The organism is Kitasatospora sp. GAS204B (assembly GCF_029892155.1).
GTDB lineage: Bacteria > Actinomycetota > Actinomycetes > Streptomycetales > Streptomycetaceae > Kitasatospora.
Genome location: NZ_JARZAG010000002.1, coordinates 27,598 through 52,605 on the forward strand (window position 1 = coordinate 27,598; position 25,008 = coordinate 52,605).

The 25,008-nt window shown below is 71.8% G+C and carries 22 protein-coding genes; 4 read left to right on the top strand and 18 right to left on the bottom strand.

Going from position 1 to position 25,008, the window contains the following annotated elements; translation table 11 throughout:
* Window positions 1–3: 3 nt before the first annotated feature.
* The 4 genes from gatC to P3T41_RS02805 all read right to left on the bottom strand — a co-directional run bounded on the left by gatC (window position 4) and on the right by P3T41_RS02805 (window position 6,015).
* Complete coding sequence (gene gatC / locus P3T41_RS02790; protein ID WP_184935436.1) at window positions 4–300, bottom strand: Asp-tRNA(Asn)/Glu-tRNA(Gln) amidotransferase subunit GatC; 297 nt, start codon at window positions 298–300, stop codon at window positions 4–6.
* 143 nt (window positions 301–443) lie between these two features.
* Window positions 444–2,309 carry a bifunctional diguanylate cyclase/phosphodiesterase gene (locus tag P3T41_RS02795; RefSeq protein ID WP_280687343.1) on the bottom strand — a complete coding sequence of 622 codons (1,866 nt, stop codon included), beginning with the start codon at window positions 2,307–2,309 and terminating at the stop codon, window positions 444–446.
* Window positions 2,310–2,653: 344 nt separating this feature from the next.
* Complete coding sequence (gene ligA, locus P3T41_RS02800; RefSeq protein WP_280687344.1) at window positions 2,654–4,957, bottom strand: NAD-dependent DNA ligase LigA; 2,304 nt, start codon at window positions 4,955–4,957, stop codon at window positions 2,654–2,656.
* A gap of 20 nt (window positions 4,958–4,977) precedes the next feature.
* Window positions 4,978–6,015 (bottom strand): methionine synthase, encoded by a 1,038-nt coding sequence (locus P3T41_RS02805; protein ID WP_280687345.1) that lies wholly within the window; start codon window positions 6,013–6,015, stop codon window positions 4,978–4,980.
* 100 nt (window positions 6,016–6,115) lie between these two features.
* Here P3T41_RS02805 and P3T41_RS02810 point away from each other — a divergent pair, with 100 nt between their 5' ends.
* Together P3T41_RS02810 and P3T41_RS02815 are read left to right on the top strand one after the other, a co-directional pair.
* Complete coding sequence (locus P3T41_RS02810; protein ID WP_280687346.1) at window positions 6,116–6,823, top strand: ABC transporter ATP-binding protein; 708 nt, start codon at window positions 6,116–6,118, stop codon at window positions 6,821–6,823.
* On the top strand, window positions 6,820–9,183 hold the full coding sequence (locus P3T41_RS02815) for an FtsX-like permease family protein (RefSeq protein WP_280687347.1): 2,364 nt from the start codon (window positions 6,820–6,822) through the stop codon (window positions 9,181–9,183). The genes P3T41_RS02810 and P3T41_RS02815 overlap by 4 nt, the downstream gene beginning before the upstream one ends.
* A gap of 33 nt (window positions 9,184–9,216) precedes the next feature.
* On the opposite strand, the gene P3T41_RS02820 is transcribed toward P3T41_RS02815, so the two are convergent.
* Entirely contained in the window at window positions 9,217–9,744 is a 528-nt protein-coding gene (locus P3T41_RS02820; protein ID WP_280687348.1) for a winged helix-turn-helix domain-containing protein, read from the bottom strand.
* A 115-nt stretch (window positions 9,745–9,859) separates the two neighbouring features.
* On the opposite strand from P3T41_RS02820, the gene P3T41_RS02825 reads away from it, so the two are divergent.
* Window positions 9,860–10,807: a DUF2218 domain-containing protein gene (locus P3T41_RS02825; RefSeq protein ID WP_280687349.1), complete on the top strand. Its 948-nt coding sequence runs from the start codon at window positions 9,860–9,862 to the stop codon at window positions 10,805–10,807.
* Between the two features lie 160 nt (window positions 10,808–10,967).
* On the opposite strand, the gene P3T41_RS02830 is transcribed toward P3T41_RS02825, so the two are convergent.
* The 7 genes from P3T41_RS02830 to P3T41_RS02860 form a co-directional block, all read right to left on the bottom strand.
* Window positions 10,968–11,729, bottom strand: a complete 762-nt coding sequence (locus P3T41_RS02830; RefSeq protein WP_280687350.1) for a class I SAM-dependent methyltransferase — start codon at window positions 11,727–11,729, stop codon at window positions 10,968–10,970.
* A gap of 113 nt (window positions 11,730–11,842) precedes the next feature.
* Window positions 11,843–12,625 carry an SDR family oxidoreductase gene (locus tag P3T41_RS02835; protein WP_280687351.1) on the bottom strand — a complete coding sequence of 261 codons (783 nt, stop codon included), beginning with the start codon at window positions 12,623–12,625 and terminating at the stop codon, window positions 11,843–11,845.
* 51 nt (window positions 12,626–12,676) lie between these two features.
* Window positions 12,677–13,507, bottom strand: coding sequence for an RNA methyltransferase (locus P3T41_RS02840; RefSeq protein WP_280687352.1), 831 nt, complete (start codon window positions 13,505–13,507; stop codon window positions 12,677–12,679).
* A gap of 11 nt (window positions 13,508–13,518) precedes the next feature.
* Complete coding sequence (locus P3T41_RS02845; RefSeq protein ID WP_280687353.1) at window positions 13,519–14,208, bottom strand: SDR family oxidoreductase; 690 nt, start codon at window positions 14,206–14,208, stop codon at window positions 13,519–13,521.
* A 14-nt stretch (window positions 14,209–14,222) separates the two neighbouring features.
* Entirely contained in the window at window positions 14,223–14,753 is a 531-nt protein-coding gene (locus tag P3T41_RS02850; protein ID WP_280687354.1) for a TIGR00730 family Rossman fold protein, read from the bottom strand.
* Window positions 14,754–14,769: 16 nt separating this feature from the next.
* Window positions 14,770–15,936 (bottom strand): tRNA 2-thiouridine(34) synthase MnmA, encoded by a 1,167-nt coding sequence (mnmA, locus tag P3T41_RS02855; protein WP_280687355.1) that lies wholly within the window; start codon window positions 15,934–15,936, stop codon window positions 14,770–14,772.
* A 36-nt stretch (window positions 15,937–15,972) separates the two neighbouring features.
* Window positions 15,973–17,142 (bottom strand): cysteine desulfurase family protein, encoded by a 1,170-nt coding sequence (locus P3T41_RS02860; RefSeq protein ID WP_280687356.1) that lies wholly within the window; start codon window positions 17,140–17,142, stop codon window positions 15,973–15,975.
* A 101-nt stretch (window positions 17,143–17,243) separates the two neighbouring features.
* On the opposite strand from P3T41_RS02860, the gene P3T41_RS02865 reads away from it, so the two are divergent.
* A complete protein-coding gene (locus tag P3T41_RS02865; RefSeq protein ID WP_280687357.1) occupies window positions 17,244–18,089 on the top strand; it encodes an IclR family transcriptional regulator in 846 nt (281 codons plus the stop codon).
* Here P3T41_RS02865 and P3T41_RS02870 read toward each other — a convergent pair.
* From P3T41_RS02870 to P3T41_RS02895, 6 genes are all read right to left on the bottom strand, one after another.
* Complete coding sequence (locus tag P3T41_RS02870; RefSeq protein WP_280687358.1) at window positions 18,025–18,684, bottom strand: trimeric intracellular cation channel family protein; 660 nt, start codon at window positions 18,682–18,684, stop codon at window positions 18,025–18,027. The genes P3T41_RS02865 and P3T41_RS02870 overlap by 65 nt on opposite strands.
* A gap of 72 nt (window positions 18,685–18,756) precedes the next feature.
* Window positions 18,757–19,815 (bottom strand): dipeptide ABC transporter ATP-binding protein, encoded by a 1,059-nt coding sequence (locus P3T41_RS02875; protein WP_280687359.1) that lies wholly within the window; start codon window positions 19,813–19,815, stop codon window positions 18,757–18,759.
* Between the two features lie 22 nt (window positions 19,816–19,837).
* Window positions 19,838–20,887, bottom strand: coding sequence for an ABC transporter ATP-binding protein (locus P3T41_RS02880; RefSeq protein ID WP_280687360.1), 1,050 nt, complete (start codon window positions 20,885–20,887; stop codon window positions 19,838–19,840).
* On the bottom strand, window positions 20,884–21,894 hold the full coding sequence (locus tag P3T41_RS02885; protein WP_280687361.1) for an ABC transporter permease: 1,011 nt from the start codon (window positions 21,892–21,894) through the stop codon (window positions 20,884–20,886). The genes P3T41_RS02880 and P3T41_RS02885 overlap by 4 nt, the downstream gene beginning before the upstream one ends.
* A 113-nt stretch (window positions 21,895–22,007) precedes the next feature.
* Window positions 22,008–23,774: an ABC transporter substrate-binding protein gene (locus P3T41_RS02890; protein ID WP_280687362.1), complete on the bottom strand. Its 1,767-nt coding sequence runs from the start codon at window positions 23,772–23,774 to the stop codon at window positions 22,008–22,010.
* A 60-nt stretch (window positions 23,775–23,834) separates the two neighbouring features.
* Window positions 23,835–24,830 carry an ABC transporter permease gene (locus tag P3T41_RS02895; RefSeq protein ID WP_280687363.1) on the bottom strand — a complete coding sequence of 332 codons (996 nt, stop codon included), beginning with the start codon at window positions 24,828–24,830 and terminating at the stop codon, window positions 23,835–23,837.
* Between the last annotated feature and the right edge of the window lie 178 nt (window positions 24,831–25,008).

The following is a 25,008-nucleotide window of genomic DNA, read 5'->3' on the forward strand; positions in this document are numbered from 1 at the left end:
TGGTCAGTCCTCCCCGAGGATCTGCGGAACCCGGAAACGCTGCTCCTCGGCGGCGGGGGCGCCGGACAGCGCCTGCTCGGGCGTGAGCGAGGGCCGGACCTCGTCCGCGCGCATGACGTTGGTCAGCGGCAGCGGGTGGGAGGTGGGCGGGACGTCCGCTCCGGCGACCTCGGAGACGCGGGCGACCGCGCCGATGATCACGTCCAGCTGCTCGGCGAAGTGGTCAAGCTCTTCCGCCTGCAGCTCCAGACGCGACAGCCGGGCGAGGTGGGCGACCTCCTCGCGCGTGATGCCAGGCATGCAGCGATCCTCAAGGTGAGTTCTGAGTAAGGCCGGACACACGGCGGTGTCCAGCCCGGACGGGACCGGCGGCGCGGGGCCTGCTGGTCAGCCGTCCTCTTGTCTTTACCGCCCATCCTAGGGGGCCGGACCCGCCCCCCGTGTTACTGCGGGGTCGTAGGAGCCTCGGTGGGCGGGCTGAGCGGCTGGCGGGGCAGGCCGGGGTGGCGCAGTTCGGCCTGCCCGGTCCAGCGTTCCAGGTGGGTGAGCCGCTCGGCGGAGGGCGGTCCGGTGCGGTGCACCCGCAGCCAGGCGGTGGCCTGGTCGGCGGGCAGCGCGGCGGAGACCAGCCAGCCCTGGACGGCGTCCACGCCCAGGCCGTGCAGGCGCTCCCAGGTCTCGTCGTCCTCCACGCCCTCGGCGACCACGGTCAGGCCGAGCGAGTGGGCGAGTTCGACCGAGCAGCGGACCACCGCCGCGTCGTGGTCGTCGGCGACCATCCGGGAGACGAAGGAGCGGTCGATCTTCAGCTCGCCGACCGGCAGGCTGCGCAGTCGCACCAGCGAGGAGTGGCCGGTGCCGAAGTCGTCCAGGGACATCCCCACGCCGTACCGGCGCAGTTCGGCCAGGGTGTCGGCGGCCCGCCGCGAGTCGTCCAGCAGCAGCCGCTCGGTGATCTCCAACTGCAGCGCCTGGGCCGGTACCTGATTGCGGCTCAGGTGGTCGGCCACCCGCTGGGCGAAGCCGGGGTTGAGCACGTCGCGCGGCGAGACGTTGACCGCCACCTGCACCTGGAGGCCCTGCGCCCGCCAGGTGGCGAGCTGGCCGATCGCGGCCTCCAGGACGTAGTCGGTCAGGCGGGGCATCAGGCCGCTGGACTCGGCGAGGCCGACGAACTCGTCGGGGGAGACCCGACCGCGTCCCGGCCGCTCCCAGCGGAGCAGCGCCTCCAGGCCCACCACCCGGCCGTCGAAGGCCACCTTGGGCTGGTAGTGCAGTTGCACCTCGCCGGTCTCCAGCGCCCGGCGCAGGTCGCCGAGCAGGCCGATCCGGTAGGGCGTGTCGGCGTCCTGGGAGTGGTCGTACTGCTCGACTCCGGTGCGCCCGCGCTGCGCGTGGCCCATCGCCACGTCCGCGCGACGCAGCAACGATTCTGCGTCGCCGGCGTGCTGTGGGTAGACGCAGACACCGGCGGTGGCCTCCAGCACCAGCAGCAGGCCGTCGAGCCGGATCGGCGCGGCGAGTTCGGCGATCAGCGCCTTGGCCAGCCGCTCCAGGGTGTCGGGGTGGCCGACCCCGGGCAGCAGCACGGCGAACTCGTCGCCGCCCATCCGGGCCACCACCGCGCGGCGGCCGTGCTCGGCGGCGGGCGGCAGGCCGGCCAGCAGTTCCTCGGTCTCCCGGCGGCGGTCGGCGGCGGCGAGCGGCCCGAACGGACCCAGCCCGTCCGGGCCGCCGCCCGGGCCGCCACCCGGACAACGGCCGCGCCGGGCCGGCAGGGCGGCGCCGGTCGGATCGGCCGGATCCGTCGTTCCGGATGGGCCGCCCGGGCCACCTGGGCCGCCTGGGCCAGCCGCGGGCTTCGGTACGCCGGTGGCACCGCGCAGCACGCGGTGCAGCCGGCGGCCGATGTGCACGAGTAAGCGATCGCCGGCCGCATGCCCGAGGGTGTCGTTCAGCGACCGGAACCGATCGAGGTCCAGCAGGATCAGACCGACGCTGTACTCCTCCTCGGTCTCGTGCTCCAGGATCGCCTCCTGGGCGGCCAGCAGCAGGGCATGGCGGTTCGGCAGGCCGGTCAGCGGATCGGTGAGCTGGTCGCGGGCCCGGTCCCGGGCGATCCGCCAGGCCGCCACCAGGACGGCCAGCGGGACCGCGAAGAGCGGCAGCAGTTCGGGCTCGTACCGGCTGACCAGGACGGCCAGCGGAATGAGCGGTGCGGCCCCGGCCAGCAGCACACCGAGCAGCAGGACCGCACCCGCCACCCCCTGCGGCGGACGCGTCAGCGCACCGCCGGTCGAACCATCCATACGCCCTGTCCTCCGTCAGGCCCGCCCCCGCCAGGCCGCATCGCGGCTGGAACCGACCCGAAGCACGGTCGGCCCTGGCACTTACCTGATCACGTGCCAGTCGGTCTCAGCCCGGAAGCGCCCCTGTCGACGCCGGCCCCCGACTTGTCGAGCTGGCCGGTGCCCCCCACTCCTGCTGACACACTGTTGCGCTCCAGGGTAAGTCCGCCCCCACGGGGAGGGCGGACTTTCGGTCATCCGGGAGCACGCCAGCACGGATCCGGCGCCGCACAGTGACACGATGCCCCCTTTACACGCCCACCATCCAGGTGACGGGGCATCAGCACGATAACAAGAGGGATACGTCAGCCCTGGTCAGGCCCCTCAGGGGTTACGCCCGCGGACTCCTTCGCGGGCGCACTCTCGATCGGCGGCAGCCCGAGGTGCGCGCGGGCCGCGGCCGGGCCGGCCTCCAGCAGCACCTCGAAGCCGGCGTCATCCAGGACGGGCAGCCCGAGTTGGACCGCCTTGTCATACTTCGAACCCGGATTGTCGCCGACCACGACGAAGTCGGTCTTCTTCGACACCGAACCGGTCACCTTCGCACCGCGCGAGACCAGCGCCTCCTTGGCTCCGTCCCGGGTGTGCCCGGCCAGCGTGCCGGTGACCACCACGGTCAGCCCCTCCAGCGGCCGCTCGGCCTCGTCCTCGGCGGCCTCCTCGACGAAACGGACCCCCGCCGCACGCCACTTGTGCAGGATCTCGCGGTGCCACTCCTCCTCGTGCCACTCGATGATCGCCCGGGCGATGATCGGGCCGACCCCCTCGGTGGCGGCCAGCTGCTCCTCGCTCGCCGCGAAGATCGCGTCAAGGTCGCGGAACTCGCGGGCCAGCGCCTGGGCGGCCACCGGGCCGACATGACGGATCGACAGGCCGTTGAGGTAGCGCCAGAGCGGGCGCTCCCTGGCCGCCGCCAGGTTGTCGACCAGCAGGGTCGCCGTCTTCTTCGGCTCGCCCTTGAGGTTGGCGAAGAACGCGACCTGCTTCTCCTTGCCGGTCTTGTCGTCCAGCTTGGGCATGCCGGTCTTCTGGTCGCGCACCAGCACCTTGATCGGCAGCAGTTGCTCGACAGTCAGGCCGAAGATGTCCCCCTCGTTCTTGACGGGCGGGTCGGCCGGCTCCAGCGGCTGGGTGAGCGCGGTGGCCGCCACGTAGCCGAGGCCGTCGATGTCCAGCGACTCGCGGCCGCCCAGGTAGGCGATCCGCTCGCGGATCTGGGCCGGGCAGAACTGGGTGTTGGGGCAGCGCAGGTCGATGTCGCCCTCGGACATCGCGCGCAGCTCGGTGCCGCACTCGTGGCAGTGGCTCGGCATCACGAACTCCCGCTCGGTGCCGTCCCGCAGGTCCTCGACCGGGCCGAGGATCTCCGGGATCACGTCACCGGCCTTGCGCAGCACCACCGTGTCCCCGAGCAGCACGCCCTTGGCCTTGACCACGTCCTGGTTGTGCAGCGTCGCGTACTGCACCATCGAGCCGGCCACCTTGACCGGCTCGGCCAGCACCGCGAACGGGGTGGCCCGCCCGGTGCGGCCGATGCCGACCTGGATCCGGTCCAGCTTGGCGGTGACCTCCTCCGGCGGGTACTTCCAGGCGATCGCCCAGCGCGGCGACTTGGAGGTGGAGCCGAGCCGGCCCTGCAGCGCGATCTCGTCGACCTTGACCACCACGCCGTCGATCTCGTGCTCGACCGAGTGGCGCTGCTCGCCGTACTGCTTGATGAAGGCCCGGACCTCGTCGAGCGTGCCGACCACCCGGTTGTGCCTGGCGGTCGGCAGGCCCCAGTCGCGCAGCAACTGGTAGGCGTGCGACTGGCAGTCGATGTCGAAGCCCTCGCGGGCGCCGATGCCGTGCACCACCATGTGCAGCGGGCGGGACGCGGTGACCAGCGGGTCCTTCTGGCGCAGCGAACCGGCGGCGGCGTTGCGCGGGTTGGCGAAGAGCTTGACCAGGGCCTGCGGACGCTTGCCCTCCTTGGCCCGCTCCTCGTTCTCCCGCCTGCGGCGCTCGTTCTGCGCCGCGAGCGAGGCGTTCAGGTCGGCGAAAGCCTCGGTGGGGAGGTAGACCTCGCCGCGGATCTCCACCAGCGCGGGGACGTTCTCGCCCTGCAGCCGGTGCGGGATGTCCTTGATGGTGCGGACGTTGGCGGTGATGTCCTCGCCGACCCGGCCGGTGCCCCGGGTGGCGGCGAGCACCAGCTCACCGTTGACGTAGGTGAGGTTGACGGCCAGGCCGTCCACCTTGAGCTCGCACAGGTAGTGGTAGTCGACGCCGTCCAGCTCGCGGGCCACCCGGTCGGCCCAGGCTGCCAACTCCTCGTCGTCCATCGCGTTGTCCAGGCTGAGCAGCCGCTCGCGGTGCTCGACCTTGGTGAACCCCTCGGCCGCGCCGCCGCCCACCTTCTGGGTCGGCGAGTCCGGAGTCACCAGCACCGGGTGCTCGGCCTCGATCGCCTCCAGCTCGCGCATCAGGACGTCGAACTCGGCGTCGCTGACCACCGGGGCGTCCTGCTCGTAGTAGCGGACCCGGTGCTCCTCGAGCTCGGCCGCCAGCTCGGTGTGGCGCCGCCGCACCTCCGCCGGGACTTCCTCCCAGCCCTCGACAGCCGCCACCGTTCGCCTCCTGTTGGGTCCTACACCGGGTTGTCCACCAGGCTCTGGGCTCCCCTCACGCTGAGTGACAGCGCCTTGCGCGCATAGGCCGGGCTCGCGCCCGCCAGCCCGCAGGTCGGCGTCACCAGCACGCGGCGGCCCAGCAGTTCCGGATCGAGTCCGAGCCTGCGCCACAACGTCCTGACACCGGTGACATTACCGGCCGGGTCCGACAATCCCGCTTCAACGGAGGGCACCACTCCGGCGAGGAAGACCGTCCCCGCCTCGACGGCCTCGCCGACCACCTCGTCCTCACGCTCCGTCAGCAGACCGAAGTCCAGCGAGATGCCCGCCACACCGGCCCGGCGCAGCAAGGGGATTGGCACCTCGGGCGCGCAGGAGTGGACGATCACCGGCACGTCCAGCGCGCGGATCAGCTCGCGCAGCGCTTCCTCGGCCCGCTGCCGGTCCACCGAACGCAGTCGCTGGAAGCCGCTGGCGGTCTTCACCGCGCCGGCCAGCACGGCGGGCAGCGAGGGCTCGTCCAGCTGGAGCACCAGCTTGGCGCCGGGCACCCGCGTGCGCAGCTCGGCGAGGTGGCGGCGCAGGCCCTCGGTGAGCGAGCCGGCGATGTCGCGGCAGGCGCCTGGGTCGGCCAGCGCCTTCTCGCCGTGCCGCAGTTCGACGGCCGCCGCCAGCGTCCACGGGCCGACCGCCTGCACCTTGAGCGCGCCGGTGTACCCCTGGGTGAACTCCTCCAGCGCGTCCAGGTCCTCGCCCAGCCAGGAGCGTGCGCGCCGGGTGTCCCGGCCCGGCCGGTCGGCGAACCGCCAGCCGCTCGGCTCGACCTGCGCGAACAGCTCCACCAGCAGCCCGGCGCCGCGCCCGATCATGTCCGCCCCGGGCCCGCGGGCCGGCAGCTCGGGCAGGAACGGCAGCTGCTCCAGGGCCCCGACCGCCGTCTTCGCGGCCTCCCGGGCGTCGGTACCGGGCATCGAGCCGACGCCGGTGGCGGCGCCGCGCAGGGCGGGGAAGGCGGGTTCTTCGCTGGTCACGTCGCTGGTCGCATCGGTGGTCACGAAGTGCAGGGTAGCCCGTACATCTCCGGGATGACCTCGCGCCGGGGTTACCACGGGGGGCTGACTCGCCAACCCGGGCCGCGCGCCTAGCTTTACCGCCATGACCAGTGCGGAGAGTACGGAAAACGTGGTGGTACGCCTCGACGGCGTACGCAAGGAGTACGGGGAGTCGGTCGCGCTCGACGGCGTGTCGCTGGAGATCCAGGCCGGCGAGGCGGTCGCCGTGATGGGGCCCTCGGGGTGCGGCAAGTCCACCCTGCTCAACATGATCGCCGGCCTGGACCGGCCGACCGCCGGCTCGGTGACCGTGCACGGCGAGGACCTGGGCACGCTCAACGAGACCGGGCTGGCGCTCTTCCGGCGGCGCCGGATCGGCATGATCTTCCAGTTCTTCAACCTGATCGACGACCTGCCGGCGCTCGACAACGTCGCGCTCGCCGGCCAGCTGACCGGCACCCCGGCCGGCCAGGCCCGCCGCCGCGCCCTGGAGCTGCTGGACGAGCTGGGCATCGCGCAGCGCCGCAACGCCTACCCCGCGGTGCTCAGCGGCGGCGAGCGCCAGCGGGTCGCGGTGGCCCGGGCCCTGATGAACCGTCCGGCGCTGCTGCTGGCCGACGAGCCGACCGGCGCGCTGGACAGCCACTCCGGGGAGCAGGTGATGGACCTGCTGATCGACCTCAACCAGATGGGGCAGACGCTGCTGATGGTGACGCACGACAAGCGGTTGGCCACCCGGTGCGCGAGTCGTCTGGTCGAGTTCACCGACGGCCGGGTGGCCCGGGAGACGGCACTGGAGCGCAGCGCATGAGCGCGGTGTGGCGTGCCTCGCGCGCGGCGGTGCGGCGGCGGCGGTTGCAGACCTTCGTGATCGGGCTGGTCGTCCTCACCTCCACCGTCACGCTGGTGGTCGCGCTCGGCCTGATGGCGGCCGCCTCGGCGCCCTTCGACGACGCCTTCGCCCAGCAGCGCGGTTCGCAGCTCACCGTCACCTACGACGCGTCCAAGGTCACCGACGCCCAGCTCACCCAGGCCGCGCACCAGCCCGGGGTCACCGACGTGGCCGGGCCGTTCGCCGAGACCGTGCTCACCGCACCGCCCAACAACATGGCCCCCGTCCCCGGGGTGGACAACCCGCCGCTCGGCCCGATCGCCTTCGTGGGCCGCGCCGACCCGGGCGGCCCGGTGGACCGGGTCGACGTCTGGAGCGGGCGCTGGGTCCAGCGGCCCGGCGAGGTGGTGGTGATGCGGCCGCCCGGCGAGACGTTCGCACGGTACGAGGAGGTCGGCAGCCGGCTCGTCCTGCCCGGCGCCCCACCGCTGGTCATCGTGGGCTTCGCCTCCAGCCTGAGCCAGACCGCGGGCGCCTGGGTGACGCCCGACCAGCTGGCCGCCATGCACCCGACCACCAGCCAGGTGCTCTACCGGTTCGCGCACGCCGGCAGCGACACCCAGGTCAAGGCCGACCTGGCCGCGGTCACCGCCGGGCTGCCGCAGGGCTCGGTGCTCGGTTCGCTCGAGTACCTGACGGTCAAGTGGGACCTCACCAACACGGCCAACGCCTACGTCCCGTTCCTGATGGCCTTCGGCATCCTCGGCCTCCTGGTCGCGGTGCTGATCACCGCCAACGTGGTCAGCGGCGCGGTGGTCTCCGGCTACCGGCACATCGGGGTGCTCAAGGCGCTGGGGTTCACGCCGAACCAGGTGGTGGCGGTGTACCTGCTGATGATGCTGGTCCCGGGCGTGGTGGGCGGCACGCTCGGCACCCTGCTCGGTGGGGTGGCCGCGAAGCCGCTGCTGCAGATGTCGTTCTCCGGCTTCAACTCCGGGTACATCCGCCCCACCCTGAGCCCGTGGGTCCAGCTGGCGACACTGGTGGGCATGCCCGCGCTGGTGCTGCTCGCGGCCTTGCTGCCCGCCCTGCGCGCGCACGGGCTGTCCGCCGCCCGGGCGATCAGCGCGGGCAGCGCGCCGACCGCCGGACGCGGACTGCGGGTGCAGCGCCGGCTCAGCGGGAGCAGGCTGCCGCGCTCCGTCAGCCTGGGCCTGGGCCTGCCGTTCGCCCGGCCCTGGCGAACCGGGCTGACCATGATGTCGATCGTCATGGGCGTGCTCACGGTGACCCTGACGACCGGGCTGACCAACTCGGTCAACGTGATGATGGGCAGCCGCGACAGCAGCAACTGGCGGGTGGACTCGACGTTCTACGTCGGCGATCCGAGCGTGCCCGGCCAGGTCTCCCCCGAGCTGACGGACCCGCAGATCGAGGGCATGCTGCGGTCCCTGCCCGGCAACGGCTCGGTGATCGCCGCGGCACCGGTCCTGGTCGGCCTGTCGGGCGAGAACCAGAACGTCCACGCCTGGTTCTTCCGCGGGTCCGGCTGGACCGCCGGCAGTCCGGTGCAGTTGTTCAAGGGCCGCTGGGCGCACGGGCCCGACGAGGCGGTGGTGGGATCGGCGTTCCTGCACAAGCGCGGCCTCAAGCTGGGCAGCCGGGTGACCGTGGGCCTGGACGGCCATCAGCAGGCGGTGACCCTGGTCGGTGAGGACGGCAGCGGCGGCCCGGACGAGTTGGAGGCCCCCTGGTCGACGCTGACCGCACTGGTGCCCGAGGCCACGGCGGCGGGTTACGTCAACCAGTACTGGGTGCACCTCGCCCACGGCACCGACGTCAACACCTACGACGCCGCGGCCAAGGCGGCTGAACCCAGCCTCCAGCCCTCCCCAGCCGGGGGCCCCAACAACATCCAGGTCACCGTCATCGGCACCGCCACGCTGCTCAGCATCCTGCTGGGCACGGTCGCGGCGCTCGGCGTCTTCAACACCGTCGTGCTGAACGCCCGCGAGCGCCGCCGCGACCTGGGCATGCTCAAGTCGATCGGCATGACGCCCCGTCAGGTGACGGCGATGATGGTCACCTCGATGGCGGCCCTGGGAGCGGTCGGCGGTCTGATCGGCGTCCCGCTGGGGATCGCCGCGCACCGGGTGATCCTGCCCGCGATGACGAACGCGGTGGGCCTCGAACTGCCGCCGAGCATGCTGGACGTCTGGCACCCCGGCGCGCTCACCGTGGTGGTGCTCTCCGGGCTGGCCATCGCGGTGCTGGGCGCGCTGCTCCCGGCCCGGTCGGCGGCCCGGATGACCATTGCGCAGGTGCTGCGCAGCGAGTGAGCCAAGGGCCGGACGGCACGGGCTGCACAGGGGTCAGCCCGCGTCGTCAGGGCCCAGGGTCGGGATGTCGGCCGGATACAGGCAGACCAGCAGGCCGTAGGGCGCACCACGGAACTTGTCGACCGTGAGCCGCTCTTCGGCCTGCTCGCGCAGTCGCGCCGCCAGCGCGTGCGCCTCCTCGTCGGAGAGCCAGAGGTGGCGCAGCACGGTGTGCTCGGCCTGCCCGGGGCGCAGCGGGAGCATCTCGCCGAGCGCCGCGTCGATCAGGAACTCGCGGCCGCCCTCGGCCTCCTCGTGGAACGTGAAGCCCTTGCTGACCAGCGCGAAGTACTGCTCGGTCCCACCGCGCACCTGCCGGGTCTCCGCGAGGCGGACCAGCCCGGCCTCGCGCAGCACCCGCACGTGGTAGCCGACCGTCCCCTTGGCCATCCCGAGGCCGGCCGCGAGCTGGCGCAGCGTGGCCGGCCGCTGGCGCAGCATGTTCACCAGGCGGTGGCGGACCGGGTGGCCGAGGGCCTTGAACTGCTCGGGTGAGCGGAGCACCAGGTCGTCTTCTGCCATGCCGTAAGTGTCCATAAATCTCGATGCTTTGACAAGCGGCCTGACGCCCCACCAGAATCGACCTCACCAAAAGCGACGAGAATTCTCAACACTTCACTCCCCCAGGACGGACCACATGCCCATCTCCACTGCCCTGGTCGCCACCGACCGCCCCGCCCGCTACCTCAAGCAACTCGTCTCCCACCTGGGCCACAAGGCCGACACCGCCCTGGCCGGCGACAGCCGCGGCACCGTGACGCTCGGCGCCGGAAGCTGCGTGCTCACCGCCTCGTCGGACGGACTGCGCCTGATCGCCACCGCCGCGGACCCCGAGGGCCTGGCCCGGGTCCAGGACGTGGTCGCCCGCCACCTGGTGCGCTTCGCCACCCAGGAGGAGTTGGACGTCCGGTGGAGCGAGCCGACGGCGGGCGGGGACCTGGAGATCCTCGACCCGGTGGTCGACGACTACCTGCTGACCCACTGCACCCCGGCCGACCAGGCACTCCAGGAACTGGCCAGCACCACCCGGGAAGCCACCGGCAACGCGGCGGGGATGCAGATCTCGCACGACGAGGGCGCGCTGCTCACCCTGCTGACCGGCCTGACCGGCGCCCGGTTCGCCGTCGAGGTGGGCACCTTCACCGGCTACTCGTCCATCTGCATCGCCCGCGGCCTGGTCGAAGGCGGCCACCTGCTCACCTGCGACGTGAGCGAGGAGTGGACCGCCATCGCGCAACAGGCCTGGGAGCAGGCCGGCGTCACCGACCGGATCGACCTGAAGATCGGCCCGGCGATCGAGACCCTGCGCGCGATGCCGCAGGAGGCGGTCATCGACATCGCCTTCATCGACGCCGACAAGGTGAGCTACCCCGCCTACTACGAGGAGATCGTCCGCCGGCTGCGCCCGGGCGGCCTGGTGGTGCTGGACAACGTCTTCCTCGGCGGGCGGGTGTTCGACCCGGCGTACCAGGAGGACCACCACCGCGCGATGCGCGAGCTGAACGACCTCGTGGCGGGCGATGAGCGGGTGGAGTCGGTGATGCTGCCGGTGCGGGACGGGGTGACGCTGGCGCGGCGCCGGTGAGGGCGGTCCCCCGTCCGGCGACGGGGGACGCGGAGGCCGGCCGAGGCCTGCTGCCGGTGGAGCAACTGGCCCACGCGTGGGGGTCGGGAAGCGGGTCTGGGTGATCGTCGGCCCGGCTGGCTGACGGACTGCACCAGGCCGCGCGGCGCCGGGCAGCTGGTCAGGCCGGCTTCCGGGCCTCGATCAGGAAGCGGCTGGTGTGTGCGACGAACGAGCCCTCGCGCTCGATCAGTTCGTGCAGCTCGCGCAGCCGTTCGCGGTACTTGTGAACGGTGAAGTCGGGCACCATCCAGATGACCTTGCGCAGGAAGTAGATGACGGCGCCGATGTCGAAGAACTCGGTGCGCAGCGACTCCGAGCGAAGGTCCAGCACCTCCAGCCCGACCCCCTCCGCCGCCGTACGGGCGTCCTCGGGGTGCCGGCCCCGGCGGGTCTCGGCGGGGAGCGGGCCCAGGAAGTACTCGACCAGTTCGAACACGCTGGCCGGGCCGACCTGCTGGGAGAGGTACGTACCGCCGGGGCGGAGCACCCGGGCGATCTCCGACCACCACACGGTCACCGGGTGCCGGCTGACCACCAGGTCGAACGCCTCGTCGGCGAAGGGCAGCGGCGGTTCGTCGGGGTCGGCCACGACGGCCACGCCGAGCGGGTGCAGCAGCCGGGTGGCTCTGGCGAGGTTCGGCGGCCACGATTCGGTCGCCACGGTCAGCGGCGGGAGCTTCGGCGCCCCGGCGAGCACCTCGCCGCCCCCGGTCTGGATGTCCAGCGCTGCCGAGGCGGTGGCCATCCGCTCGCTCATCAGCTTCTGGTAGCCCCAGGACGGGCGCTGCTCGGTCGCCCGCCCGTCCAGCCAGGAGAAGTCCCAGCCCTCCACGGACACCTCGGCGGCCTCGGCCACCAGGTGGTCAAAGTTGCGCGTCATGACGGCGATCATGACACCCCGCCCGGCGAACACCCAGCGTGAATCGCGGGATCAGGCCCCGACGACGCCCGCGCCACCTGCCAGCGCCCTCACGCTCGGGTCGGACGGGTGGATCAGCCGGCCGCCACCGGTGGTCCGAGGTAGGTACCGCCGGAGACGTCGATGGTCTGGCCGGTCACCCAGCGCCCCTGCGGGCCCGCCAGGAAGCCCACCACGTCCGCGATGTCCTCCGGCTCGCCGAGCCGTCCGAGCGCGGTGATCGCCTCGAGCTCGGCCAGCGCCTCGGGAACCGAGGTCCAGCCGGCGGTCATGTCGGTCCGCACCACCCCGGCCTCGACCGTGTTCACGGTGATCCCACGCCCGCCCAACTCGTGGGCGAGCGACGGGCCGAGGGCCGCCAGCGCCGCCTTGGTGACGGTGTAGCCGATCTGCAGGGGGGCCGCGATCCGGGTGGCCGCCGAGCCCACGTTGACGATCCGCCCGCCGTCCCGCAGCAGTGGAAGCGCCCGCTGGACCACGAAGACCGGCGCGGTCACGTTGATCGCCAGCAGCCGCTCGAACTCCTCCTCGGTGAGCTGTCCGATCGAACTGACCGAGTGGATGCCCGCGTTGTTCACCAGGATGTCCAGGCCGTCGGCGCCGTGGTCCGCCAGCCCGGCGGTAAGGCCTTCGAACAGCCGGTCCACCGCACCGCTCTCGCCGAACCGGGCCCGCACCGCGAACGCCCGGCCGCCGGCCTCGGCGATCCGCGCCACGGTCTGCGCGGCGGCCGCGTCGTTGTCGCCGTAGTGGACCGCGACCAGCGCCCCCTCGGCCGCGAGCCGCAGGGCGACCGCGCGACCGATCCCGCGCGAGCCGCCCGTCACCAGTGCGGTCCTGCCGTCCAGTTCCCCCATGATCGCCTCTCCCCCTCGTGATGCCCCGGTCGAATCCGGGAACGATTCAGGCTAGCCAGCCCGCCGCCCCGCCGCGATCCGTTGGCGCGAGGCCTCGTACAGCACCGCCGTCGCCGCGTTCGCCGCGTTCAGCGAACTCACCGCACCCGTCATCGGGATGCTCACCGTGTAGTCGCACAACTCGCGCCACGCGGTGCTCAGGCCCGCCGTCTCGTTGCCGATCAGCAGCAGAGTGGGCTGGGTGAAGTCGAAGTCGAAGACCTCGCAGTCACCACGCTCGTCCGTACCCACGAGCACCACCGGGCAACCGGCCGCCCGCTTCGCCGAGACCCACTGCGCCACCTCCCGGTGCGAGGGCACCCGGACCGCCGGCAGGGCGAAGAGCGAACCGGTGCTGGCGCGTACGGACTTGGCGTCGTAGAGGTCGGCCGCGTGGCCGGAGACGATCATCCCGTGGGCGCCGAAGGCGTCGGCCGAGCGCAGGATGCTGCCGATGTTGCCGGGGCTGGTGGGGCGGTCGAAGAGCACGCCCAGGAAGTCGGCGCGGACGGGGATGCGGTCCAGGTCGTCGGCGGGCAGCTCGACCACCGCGATGAGCTCGGGCGCGTCCTCGTTCTTCTCGCCCAGTTCGGCGAGGAGTTCGGGCGCCATCGCCACCGTCTCGGTGTCCACGGACGCGCTGCGCAGCAGGTCGGCCGCCCAACTCGACAGCCGCCGGCCCGAGTCGTAGACCAGGGCGCGGATCGGCCAGCCGTACTCCACCGCCAGCGAGATCGGGCGCACGCCCTGGACCAGGAACTCCCGGGACCGCTGGCGCTTGTTCCGGTTGGCGAGCAGGGACTCCCATTGCTGGAAGCGGGCGTTGCGCGTGGTGATTCGCATAGCGGCCCAGGCTACCGGCCCGGGCGCACCGTGATCTCGGTGATCTCGGCGTCGCGCGGCAGGTCGAGGGCGGTCAGCACGGCGGTGGCCACCGACTCCGGGGCGATCCAGGCCTGCGGGTCGTACTCCTTGCCCTCCTGCTGATGCACCTTCAGCTGCATCGCGGTGGCGGTGCGCCCCGGGTAGACGGTGGTGACCCGGACGCCGCCGCCGTGCTCCTCCGCGCGCAGCGAGTCGGCCAGCGCGCGCAGGCCGAACTTGCTGGCCGCGTAGGAGCCCCAGTCGGCGTGCGCGCTCAGGCCGGCGCCGGAGTTGACGAAGACCACGTGGCCGCGGGACTGGCGCAGCTGGGGCAGCAGCAGGCGGGTCAGCTCGGCGGGCGCGACGAGGTTGATCGCCAGGGTCTCGTTCCAGACCTTGACCGGGGTGTCGCCGATCGGGCCGAGCTCGACCACGCCGGCGATGTGCAGCACCGAGTCGAGGTCGACCGGCAGGCTCTGCTGGCCGAAGGCCCAGGCGAGCTTCGCGGGGTCGGCGAGGTTGCCGACCAGGCTCTGCGCGCCGGGGAAGCGCTCGCGCAGCTCGGTGGCGCGCCGGGCGTCGCGGGCGAGCAGCCAGATGTCGTCGCCGCGCTCCAGCAGGCGCTGGGCGACGACGGCGCCGATGCCGGAGCCGGCGCCGGTGATCAGGTGAGTGGCCATCAGCGGAAGTCCTATCAGGAAGTGGCGGCGAGGTGGGCGAAGACCTCGGCGGGGGTGTCGGCGAAGGAGACCAGCTCGGCGAGCGGGCGGGGCAGGAAGCCCTCGGTCTCCATCCGCTGGAGCTGGCTGCGCAGGCCGTCGTAGAAGCCCTCGGTGTCGAGCACCACCACCGGCTTGCCGTGCAGGTTGTGCTTCTTCAGCTCCAGCACCTCGGTGACCTCGTCCAGCGTGCCGAGGCCGCCGACCAGCACCACGACGGCATCCGCCCGGGCCAGCAGCTGCGCCTTGCGCTCGGCCAGGTCGGCGGTCATCACCAGCTCGTCCGCGCCTTGGTAGCCCTTGTGCGCCAGCAGCTCGACCAGGATGCCGACCAGCTTGCCGCCGGCCGCCTTGACGCCGTCGGCGAGCAGGCCCATCAGGCCGGCGTCGGAGCCGCCCCAGACCAGGGTGTGGCCGCCCTCGCCGAGCAGCCGGGCGAACTCGGCGGCGGGGGCGGTGTAGCGGGCGTCGAGCGAGTTCGCGGAGCAGAAGACGGTGATGTTCATAGTGACAAGAGACTTATCAGATCTCCGCCACGGCCCGCTGACCGGCTTCGGCCACGGCCCGCCGCTCGGTCTCCGCGATGGTCGCCGACCCGACCACCCGGGTGCCGTCGTAGAGCACCACGGCCTGTCCGGGCGCGATCCCGCGCACCGCGCGGTCCAGCCGCACCCGCAGCTGATCGCCGACGACCGAGGCGGTCACCGGCACCTCCTCGCCGTGCGCGCGCAGCTGAGCGGTGTAGGTCCCTTCCCCCGCCGGCGCCGCGCCGCACCAGCGCGGGCGGATCGCGGTGAGCCCCAGCACGTCGAGGCCCTCGACCGGGCCGACCGTGACGGTGTTGTTCACGGGCGAGATGTCCAGCACGTAGCGCGGCTTGCCGTCCGGCGCCGGGTGCCCGATCCGCAGGCCCTTGCGCTGCCCGATGGTGAACCCGTACGCGCCGTCGTGTTCGCCGAGCTTCTCGCCGCTGACGTCCACGATGTCGCCGGTCGCGGTGCCCAGGTGCTGGGCCAGGAAGCCCTGGGTGTCGCCGTCGGCGATGAAGCAGATGTCGTGGCTGTCCGGCTTCTTGGCCACCGCCAGGCCCCGGCGCTCGGCCTCCACCCGGATCTCGTCCTTGGTGGTGTCGCCGAGCGGGAAGAGCGAGTGCGCCAACTGCTTCGCGTCCAGCACGCCCAGCACGTACGACTGGTCCTTGGCCGCGTCCACCGCCCGGTGCAACTCACGGCCACCGCCCGGCAGTTCGACGATCCGCGCGTAGTGTCCGGTGCACACCGCGTCGAAGCCCAGGGCGACGGCCTTGTCCAGCAGCGCGGCGAACTTGATCTTCTCGTTGCAGCGCAGGCAGGGGTTGGGGGTGCGCCCGGCCGCGTACTCGGCGACGAAGTCGTCGATCACGTCCTCGCGGAACCGCTCGGCCAGGTCCCAGACGTAGAACGGGATGCCGATCACGTCGGCGGCCCGGCGGGCGTCCCGGGAGTCCTCCAGGGTGCAGCAGCCGCGGGCGCCGGTGCGGAAGGACTGCGGGTTGGACGACAGCGCCAGGTGCACGCCGGTGACTTCGTGCCCGGCTTCGGCGGCGCGGGCCGCGGCCACGGCGGAGTCGACCCCGCCGGACATCGCGGCGAGGACGCGCAGACGGGTGCTGGTCGACGGCCCGGACGGGGCACCAGGGAAGTCAGTCATAGTCCCCCCAGGGTACGTGGTCGCGGAAATTCGGTTTCAGCGCTGCCCGGCGTTGCGGACCCGCTCGACCACCGGGCCGATCGCCTCGGCCAGCGCGTCCACGTCCGCCTTGCTGGAGGTGTGCCCCAGCGAGAAGCGCAGCGAGGAACGGGCCAGCAGCGGATCGGCGCCGATCGCCAGCAGCACGTGGCTGGGCTGCGGCACGCCCGCCGAGCAGGCCGAACCGGTGGAGCACTCGATCCCGGCGGCGTCCAGCAGCATCAGCAGCGCGTCGCCCTCGCAGCCGGGGAAGGAGAAGTGCGCGTTGGCGGGCAGCCGGCCGGCGTCGGCCGGGTCGCCGTTGAGCAGCGCCTCGGGGACGGCGGCGAGCACCCGGGCGACCAGGTCCGCACGCAGCGCGCCGAGCAGCACGGCCGCTTCGGGCTGCCGCTCGACGGCGAGTTCGGCGGCCGCCGCGAAGCCGGCCGCGGCGGGCACGTCCAGGGTGCCGGAGCGCACGTCGCGCTCCTGGCCGCCGCCGTGCAGCAGCGGCACCGGTGCCATGGCGCGGGAGAGCAGCAGGGCGCCGACCCCGTACGGGCCGCCGATCTTGTGCCCGGTGACGGTCAGCGCGTCCAGTCCCGAGTCGGCGAAGGAGACCGGCACCTGGCCCAGCGCCTGCACCGCGTCGGCGTGCATCGGGATGCCGAACTCGCGGGCGATCGCCGAGAGTTCGGTGATCGGCTGGAGGGTGCCGACCTCGTTGTTGGCCCACATCACGGTGATCAGCGCGACCGATCCCGGGTCGCTCTCGATCGCCGCGCGCAGCGCCTCGGGGTGCACCCGCCCATGGCCGTCGACCGGCAGGTACTCGACCCGGGCGCCCTCGTGTTCGGCCAGCCAGTGCACCGCGTCCAGCACCGCGTGGTGCTCGACCGGGCTGCACAGCAGCCGGGTGCGGGCCGGGTCGGCGTCCCGGCGGGCCCAGTACAGACCCTTGACCGCCAGGTTGTCGGACTCGGTACCGCCGCCGGTGAAGACGATCTCGCTCGGGCGCGCGCCCAGCGAGGCGGCCAGCGACTCGCGGGACTCCTCGATCACCCGCCGGGCCCGGCGGCCGGCCGCGTGCAGGGAGGAGGCATTGCCGGTGACGCCGAGGTGCGCCGTCATCGCGGCGATCGCCTCGGGGAGCATCGGGGTGGTGGCCGCATGGTCGAGGTATGGCATGGCTGAACCAGTGTAGGCGCCCGCGCGGGGGCCCGGGGCCTGCGGGGTGTCGGCGGGATTCGGCCATTGCACGGGCTGCGACGCGGCGTTAGCCTCCGGTCATGTCGCAGACCGTTGACCGGGCCCTGACGATCCTGGCCTCGCTGGGCGACGGCCCGGCCTCGCTCGAGCAGGCCGCCAGCCGGATCGGGGTGCACAAGTCGACCGCACTGCGGCTGCTGCGGACCCTGGAGGAACACGGGTTCGTGCACCGGCAGTCCGACCATCGCTACCGGCTGGGCGGGCGACTGCTGTCGCTGGCCCACACCGCGTTGGAGGGCATCGACGTCCGCCAGGTCTCGGCGCCGTACCTGGCCTCGCTGAACGAGCGCTACGGGCACACCGTGCACCTGGCCGTGCTGGACGGCGCCGAGGTGCGCTACGTGGACCAGGTGGAGGGCCGCTACCCGGGTACCGCCGCGGGCCGGCCGGGAGCGGCCTGCGGCATCGGCCTGCGGGCGCCGGCCGCCGCGACCGCCAGCGGGAAGGTGCTGCTGGCGGGGCTGACGGAGGATCAGCTGACGGCGGTGCTGGACGGCCACGAGTTCCCGGCCTGCACCCCGCGCAGCCCGCGCCCGGCCGCCGAAGCGCGAGCCGAACTGCGGGCCGAACTGCGGGCCGAACTGGGCGCGGTGCGCCGGCAGGGCTGGGCACTGGACCAGGGCGAGTACGAGCAGGCGGTGAACTGTCTGGCCGCCCCGATCAGCGACAGCGAGGGCCGTCCGGTGGCCGCCTGCGCGATCTCGGCGCCGGTGGCGGTGGCACCGGTGGGCGAGCTGAGCCGGTTGCTGCCGGAACTGCTCTGCACGGTGGAGGCGATCTCGCTGGCCTACGGCGGCTCGCCTACTCCTCGCTGGTGCGAGAACCGTTGCGGTGCCAAGCACGCGGTGCGCGCCAGCCATATCTGAGCGCGAGCATCCGCAGGCCGAAGGCGATCACCGCGGCGGTGCTGGCGGTCAGCGTGGTCAGGTGGTCCACCGCGATCAGCACGGCCACCAGGCTGGCGCCGACCACCGCGGGCACGGCGTAGATCTCACGGTCCCAGCGCAGCAGGGACGGCGGTTCCATCGCCAGCACGTCGCGGATCACGCCGCCGCCGGCCGCGGTCAGCAGGCCGAGCGCCACCGAGGCGACCGAGCCGAGCCCGTAGTCGTGCGCCTTGACGGTGCCGGTCACGCAGAACAGGCCGAGGCCGAGCGCGTCCAGCGTCTGCACCGCGCGGTTGATCCGCTCCACCTCGGGGTGCAGGAAGAAGACCACCACACCGGCCAGCAGTGGGGTCAGGAAGTAGCCGAGGTTGCTGAAGGCGACCGGCGGGGTGGCGCCGATCAGCAGGTCGCGCATCACCCCGCCGCCGAGCGCGGTGGCTTCGGCCAGCACGCAGATGCCGACGATGTCCATGTTCTTGCGCACGGCGAGCAGGCCCCCGGAGAGGGCGAAGACGAAGATGCCGATCAGGTCGATGCTCTGCTGCACGTCGGGCGGGAAAAGCTGCGAGGTCACCGGCCCAGTGTCTCCCGGAGCCCGGACCACGCCGAATCGGCGGGCCCGGGCTGCGGGCTGCGGGGGCCGGCATCAGGCCTCGGGGGCCTCGCGGGCCTCGGGGACCTGGGGAACGTTCTCCGGGAAGTGGCAGGCCGTCAGGTGCCCGGGCGCCAGCTCCGCCAGTGGCGGCTCCTGGCTCGCGCAGAGGTCCTGCGCCTTCCAGCAGCGGGTCCGGAAGCGGCAGCCGCTGGGCGGGTTGATCGGGGAGGGCACGTCACCGGTGAGCAGGATGCGCTCACGCCGCTCCTTGCGGCGCGGGTCGGGCGAGGGGACCGCCGACATCAGCGCGACGGTGTAGGGGTGCGCGGGGCGCCCGTAGAGCGCGTCGCGGTCGGCGATCTCGACGATCTTGCCGAGGTACATCACCGCGACCCGGTCCGAGACGTGCCGGACCACCGACAGGTCGTGGGCGATGATCAGGTAGGTCAGGCCCAGCTCGCGCTGCAGGTCGTCGAGGAGGTTGACGACCTGCGCCTGGATCGAGACGTCCAGCGCCGAGACCGGCTCGTCGGCCACGATCATCTTCGGCCGCAGCGCCAGCGCCCGGGCGATGCCGATCCGCTGCCGCTGGCCGCCGGAGAACTCGTGCGGGTAGCGGTTGTAGTGCTCGGGGCTGAGCCCGCACAGCTCCAGCAGTTCCTGGACCGCCTTCTTCACCCCGCCCTCGGTGGCCACCTTCTGCAGCCTGAACGGCGCACCGACGATGGTGCCCACCGTGTGCCGGGGGTTCAACGAGGAGTACGGGTCCTGGAAGATGATCTGGATGTCCTTGCGCAGCGGCCGCATCGCGCCGGTGCTCAGGTGGGTGATGTCGCGACCCTCGAACTCGACCTTGCCGCCGGTCGGTTCGTCCAGCCGGGTGACGAGCCGGCCCATCGTCGACTTGCCGCACCCGGACTCGCCCACCACGCCGAGGGTCTCGCCGGCCCGCACCGAGAAGCTGATCCCGTCCACCGCGCGCACCGCACCGCTGCGCCGGCGCAACAGGCCCTGGTGGATCGGGAAGTGCCGCTCGAGGTCGGTGACCCGCAGCAGCGGGTCACCGACGGGCGGTGCCACGGGCTGGGCAAGGTCCTGAATATCCGTCATGACGCTTTGCTCTCCGTAGACTTCACAGTTTGGGCGCGATCTCGTCGGTGAAGATCCGGTGCCGTTCGGCGGTCGACAGGTGGCAGGCGGCGAAGTGCCCGGGGTCGGTCTCGGCGAGTGCGGGCCGCTCGGTGCTGGACCGGCCGCCGGTCAACTCGGCGTACGGGCAGCGCGGGTGGAAGGCGCAGCCGCTGGGCACGTTGATCAGGCTCGGCGGGGTGCCGCGGACCGGGATCAGCCGCTCCTGCAGCGGCCGGTCCAGCCGCGGCATCGAGCCCAGCAGGCCCCAGGTGTAGGGGTGTTCGGGCGCGTCGAAGAGGGTGGCGGCCGGGCCGCGCTCGACGCACCGGCCGCCGTACATCACCAGGATGTCGTCGGCCAACTCGGCCACCACCCCCAGGTCGTGGGTGATGATGATGACCGCCGAGCCGAACTCCTTCTGCAGGTCGCGGATCAGGTCCAGGATCTGGGCCTGCACGGTGACGTCCAGCGCGGTGGTCGGCTCGTCGGCGATCAGCAGCGAGGGGTCGTTGACCAGCGCCATGGCGATCATCGCGCGCTGGCGCATGCCGCCGGAGAACTGGTGCGGGTAGTCGTCGACCCGCCGGTCCGGCTGCGGGATGCCGACCCGGTCCAGCATCTCGATCGCGCGCTTGCGGGCCTCCTTCTTGGACGCCTGCGGATGGTGCACCCGGTAGGCCTCGATGATCTGCGCGCCGACCGTGTAGTACGGGTGCATCGCGGTCAACGGGTCCTGGAAGATCATCGCCATCGAGTGGCCGCGCAGCCTGCGCACCCGGTCGGGGTCGGCGGCCACCAACTCCTCGCCGTCCAGCCAGATCTCGCCGCCGATCCGGGCCCGCTTGCTGCGGTGCAGACCCATGATGCCCAGCGAGGTGACGGACTTGCCGGAGCCGGACTCGCCGACGATGCCGAGCGTGCGGCCCCGCTCCAGGTCGAAGCTGACCCCGTCGACCGACTTGACCAGCCCGTCGTCGGTGTCGAAGTGGATCCGCAGGTCGCGCACGGCGAGGAAGGCCGAACCCGGGCGAGCCGGGGCCTCGATGGTCATGACAGCCTCACCCGGGGGTCGACGGCGGCGTACAGGAGGTCAACCAGCAGGTTGCAGAAGACGATGAAGAAGGCCGCGACCAGGGTCACTCCGAGGATCTTGGGCAGGTCGTTGTCGTTGATCGAGGAGACCGCGTAGAACCCGATGCCCTGCAGCGAGAACACCTGCTCGGTGATCACCGCGCCGCCGAGCAGCAGCCCCAGGTCCATGCCGAAGATGGTCAGCAGCGGAGTGAGCGCCGCGCGCAGCCCGTGCCGGACCACCACGGCCCGCTCCGGCAGGCCCTTGGCCCGGGCGGTGCGGATGTAGTCCTCGCTCATCGTCTCCAGCATCCCGGAGCGGGTGAGCCGGGCGTACAGCGCGGAGTAGAGGAAGGCCAGCGAGATCCACGGCAGCACCAGGTTGCTGGCCCAACTGAGCGGATTGTCCGTGAAGTTGACATAGTGCAGGTTGCCGAAGATCGGCCACTTGTAGCTGAACAGGGTGAGCAGCAGGGCGCCGGTGAAGAAGATCGGCAGCGAGACGCCGGCCAGCGCGACGCCCATCGAGAAGCGGTCGAAGATCGACTTGGGTCGCAGTGCCGAGACCACGCCGGTGGCCACACCGGCCAGCAGCCAGAGCACCGCCGCGCCGATCGCCAGCGAGAAGGTCACCGGGATCCGGTTGCGGATCTCCGGCCAGACCTCCACGTGGTTCTTGAACGAGTAGCCGAAGCACGGCACGTGACAGGTCGTCGCGTCCGGGCCGTAGCGGTAGGTGGCGCCGACGAAGAGCTGCTTCACGAACCGGCCGTACTGGACGTAGAGCGGCTGATCGAAGCCGAGGTTCCGCTTGATCGCCACCATCGCCTCGGGCGTGGGGTTCTTGCCGATGTACTGGGCGGCGAGCTGATCGCTGGTCTCGCCCGCGATTCTCGGGAGCAGGAAGAAGATGCCGAAGGTGACCGCGCTGACGACCAGCAGCAGTACCAGGGCGGCGAACGTCCTGCGGATGATGTAGGCCAACACAGTTGGACGGCTCCGGGTGCCCCGCCCCGGTCCGGTGCGCCCACTGGGGACGCACCGGACCGGGGCCGGCTCCGCTCGCCTTCACCTGCCTTCGGGGACGGGGAGCCAGGCTCTTACTTGGTGGTGGTACCGATGTTGAGGTAGTCGTACTCGCCGTCGTAGGCCGAGGTGGAGACCATGTTGGTGTTGCCGGCCGGACGGTAGTTGAAGACCTTGTAGTCGGTCAGCGGCACGATGACCGCATCGCTCATGACCTGCGCGTCGATCGCCGCGTAGTCCTTCTCACGGGCCGACTGGTCGGTGTTGGAGCCGGCGTCGTCGATCGCCTTGTTCACGACCGGGTCGTCGAGCTGCGACAGGTTGGTGTTGCCGGAGGCCTTGATGGCGCGCCCGTCGACGAGCTGCTGCAGGAAGCCGTAGCCGGTGGGCCAGTCGGCGGCCCACTGCATCATCATCATGCCGATGCCGTTGCTGTTGATGAAGTTCGGCACACCCGCGTAGTCGGAGAAGTACTTGCCCTGCGGGTACTGCTGGATGGTCAGCTTGATGCCGACCTTGGCCAGCGCGGCCTGGATCGAGGTGGCGGCCGCCACCTCGGTGTCGCGCTCGCTGCGGGCGGTGATGGTGGTGCTGAACCCGTCCGGGTGGCCGCAGGCCGTCAGCTCCTGCTTGGCCTTGGCGACGTCGCCGTTGTTGTTCGGCGAGGCGTAGGGGTTGATGTTCTGGTACCCCGGGATGTCCGGCGGCAGCACGCTGGTGGCGACCGCACCGCGGATCGGGCCGCCCTCGGAGGTCTGCACCGAGACCTTGTCGATCGCGTACTCGACGGCCTTGCGGCAGTCCACGTTGTCCAGCGGCGCGACCTTGCTGTTCAGCGCCAGGAAGGCGAGCCGGCCGCCGAAGGCGTTGTCGGTCTGCGCCTTCAGCTTGGAGTCCATCAGCATCCGGGCCTGGGTCTGCGGGTCGACGCCGCCGCCGACCAGGTCGACCTGGGCGTTGCCCGCGATCAGGTCCTGGTCGATGGTGTTCTGGTCGATGTTCATCTTCAGCACGAGCTTGTCCGCGAGCTGCTTGCGGATCGGATCGGTGCTCGGGTCCCAGTTGGTGTTGGGCACCAGCACGGCGCCCTTGCCGTCGTCGTACGACTGGAACTTGTACGAGCCGCTGGAGACGATGTGCTTCACGTAGCCGGCGCCGTCGTCCTTGGACTGCGGCACCGGGGCGGTCTGCGGGGCGCTGACCAGGTAGTCGAAGTCGGCGAACGGCTGCTTCAGGTGGAAGACGATGGTGGTGTCGTCCGGGGTCTGGATCGACTGCAGGCCGTCGGGGCTCTTGTCGGTGTACGGGCCCTGGTACGGCGTCGAGTTGTCGACCAGCAGTTCCTGGAAGTAGGTCGGGCCGTTGGAGTTCACGGTCGGCGCGTAGTTGCTGCGCTCCACCGCGTACTTGATGTCCTTGGTGGTGATCGGGGTGCCGTCGTCGTACTTCTGGCCGGCGCGGATGTGGTAGGTCCAGGTCAGGCCGTTGTCGCTGACCTGGCCCATGCCGGTGGCCATGTCCGGGACCAGCTTGTCACCGGCGCTGCCGGGGCCCGGCTGGAAGGTAGTGAGCGACCGGGCGTACAGCCGCGAGAAGTTCCAGATGTAGGCGTAGTAGGTGTTGCCCGGGTCCAGGGAGTCCGGGGTGCCCTTCATCTCGTAGGTGACCGTGCCGCCCTTGGTGCTGGAGGCGTTCACGATCGACTTGGTGGCGGCGTTCGCCCCGCCGGCATCGCCGCCGGTACCTGCGGTACCGGTCTTGGCGCTGCTGGAGCAACCGCTCACCACCAGCGCGGCGGTGGCGGCCACCGCGGCCAGAGCGAGGGTACGAGATCGGCGCATTGCTGGATCAACCCCTTGGAAGTGTTGGCCTGGGCCAGAGTTGTGACGGATGGTCGAAGGTCAGTTGCTGCGCGGGTCGAGCGCGTCGCGCAGTCCGTCACCGAGCAGGTTGAAAGCGAGCACGGTGATGAAGATCGCCAGGCCCGGGACCACCATGTACTCCGGGTCGACCTGGTAGTACTTGATGGCGTCGTTCAGCATCCCGCCCCAGCTGGACTGCGGGGGCTGAATGCCGACACCGAGGAAGCTGAGCGCCGCCTCGAAGAGGATGTTGGTCGGGATCAGCAGGGTCGAGTAGACCAGGATCGGGCCGACCAGGTTCGGCAGCAGTTCCTTGAACAGGATGAACGGCCCGCGGGCGCCCAGACTGCGGGCCGCGAAGACGAACTCCCGCTCGCGCAGCGAGAGCGTCTGGCCGCGCACGATCCGGCCCATGTAGGGCCAGTTGAAGAAGCCGATCACGAAGATCAGCACGCACAGGTGCAGCGGCAGGCCGTGCAGTCCGAACGCGCCGCCCTGCAACGAGGCGGAGATCGAGATCGCGAAGAGCAGCAGCGGGAAGGCCAGGAAGGTGTCCATGATCCGGCTGATCACGGTGTCCACCCAGCCGCCGTAGTAGCCGGCCATCACGCCGAGCACGGTGCCCAGGGTGTTGGAGAGCACGGTCGCGCCGAAGGCGACCAGCAGCGAGACCCAGGAGCCCTCGATGATCCGGGAGAGCAGGTCGCGGCCCTGCAGCGGGTCGACGCCCAGCGGGTGGCTCAGGCTCATCCCGCCGAACGATCCCGTCGGCAGGCCGCCGAGGTCGGCGTCCAGCAGGTCCTGGTGCAGCGCGTCGGGGCTGAGGCCGAAGAGCGACTCGATCGGCTTGGCCAGCACGGCCAGCAGCACCAGCAGGATGACCACCACGCCGCCGGCCATGGCGGCCTTGTCGCGGCGGAAGCGCAGCCAGGCGATCCGGCCGAGCGAGCGGCCCTCGATCGCGGCCGGTGCGCCGGTGGCGGCCGGTGCGGGATCGCCCGGGGCGGCCTCGGTGGTGTCAGTGGGTGTGGTCATGGGCAGTTGGCGTCCCCTCGCCGACGGTCGTCGGCCCATGGCAATCCGAAGCGAGGCATGACGGTGTCGGTCCTGGTCAGGGCCGGTCGTCGCTGCCACCCGGATTGCTCGGCTGGTGCGGTGCGCAGAACTCTCGCCGCTGCCCGCAGCCTTGCGCCAGCCCTGACCGGTGAAGGAT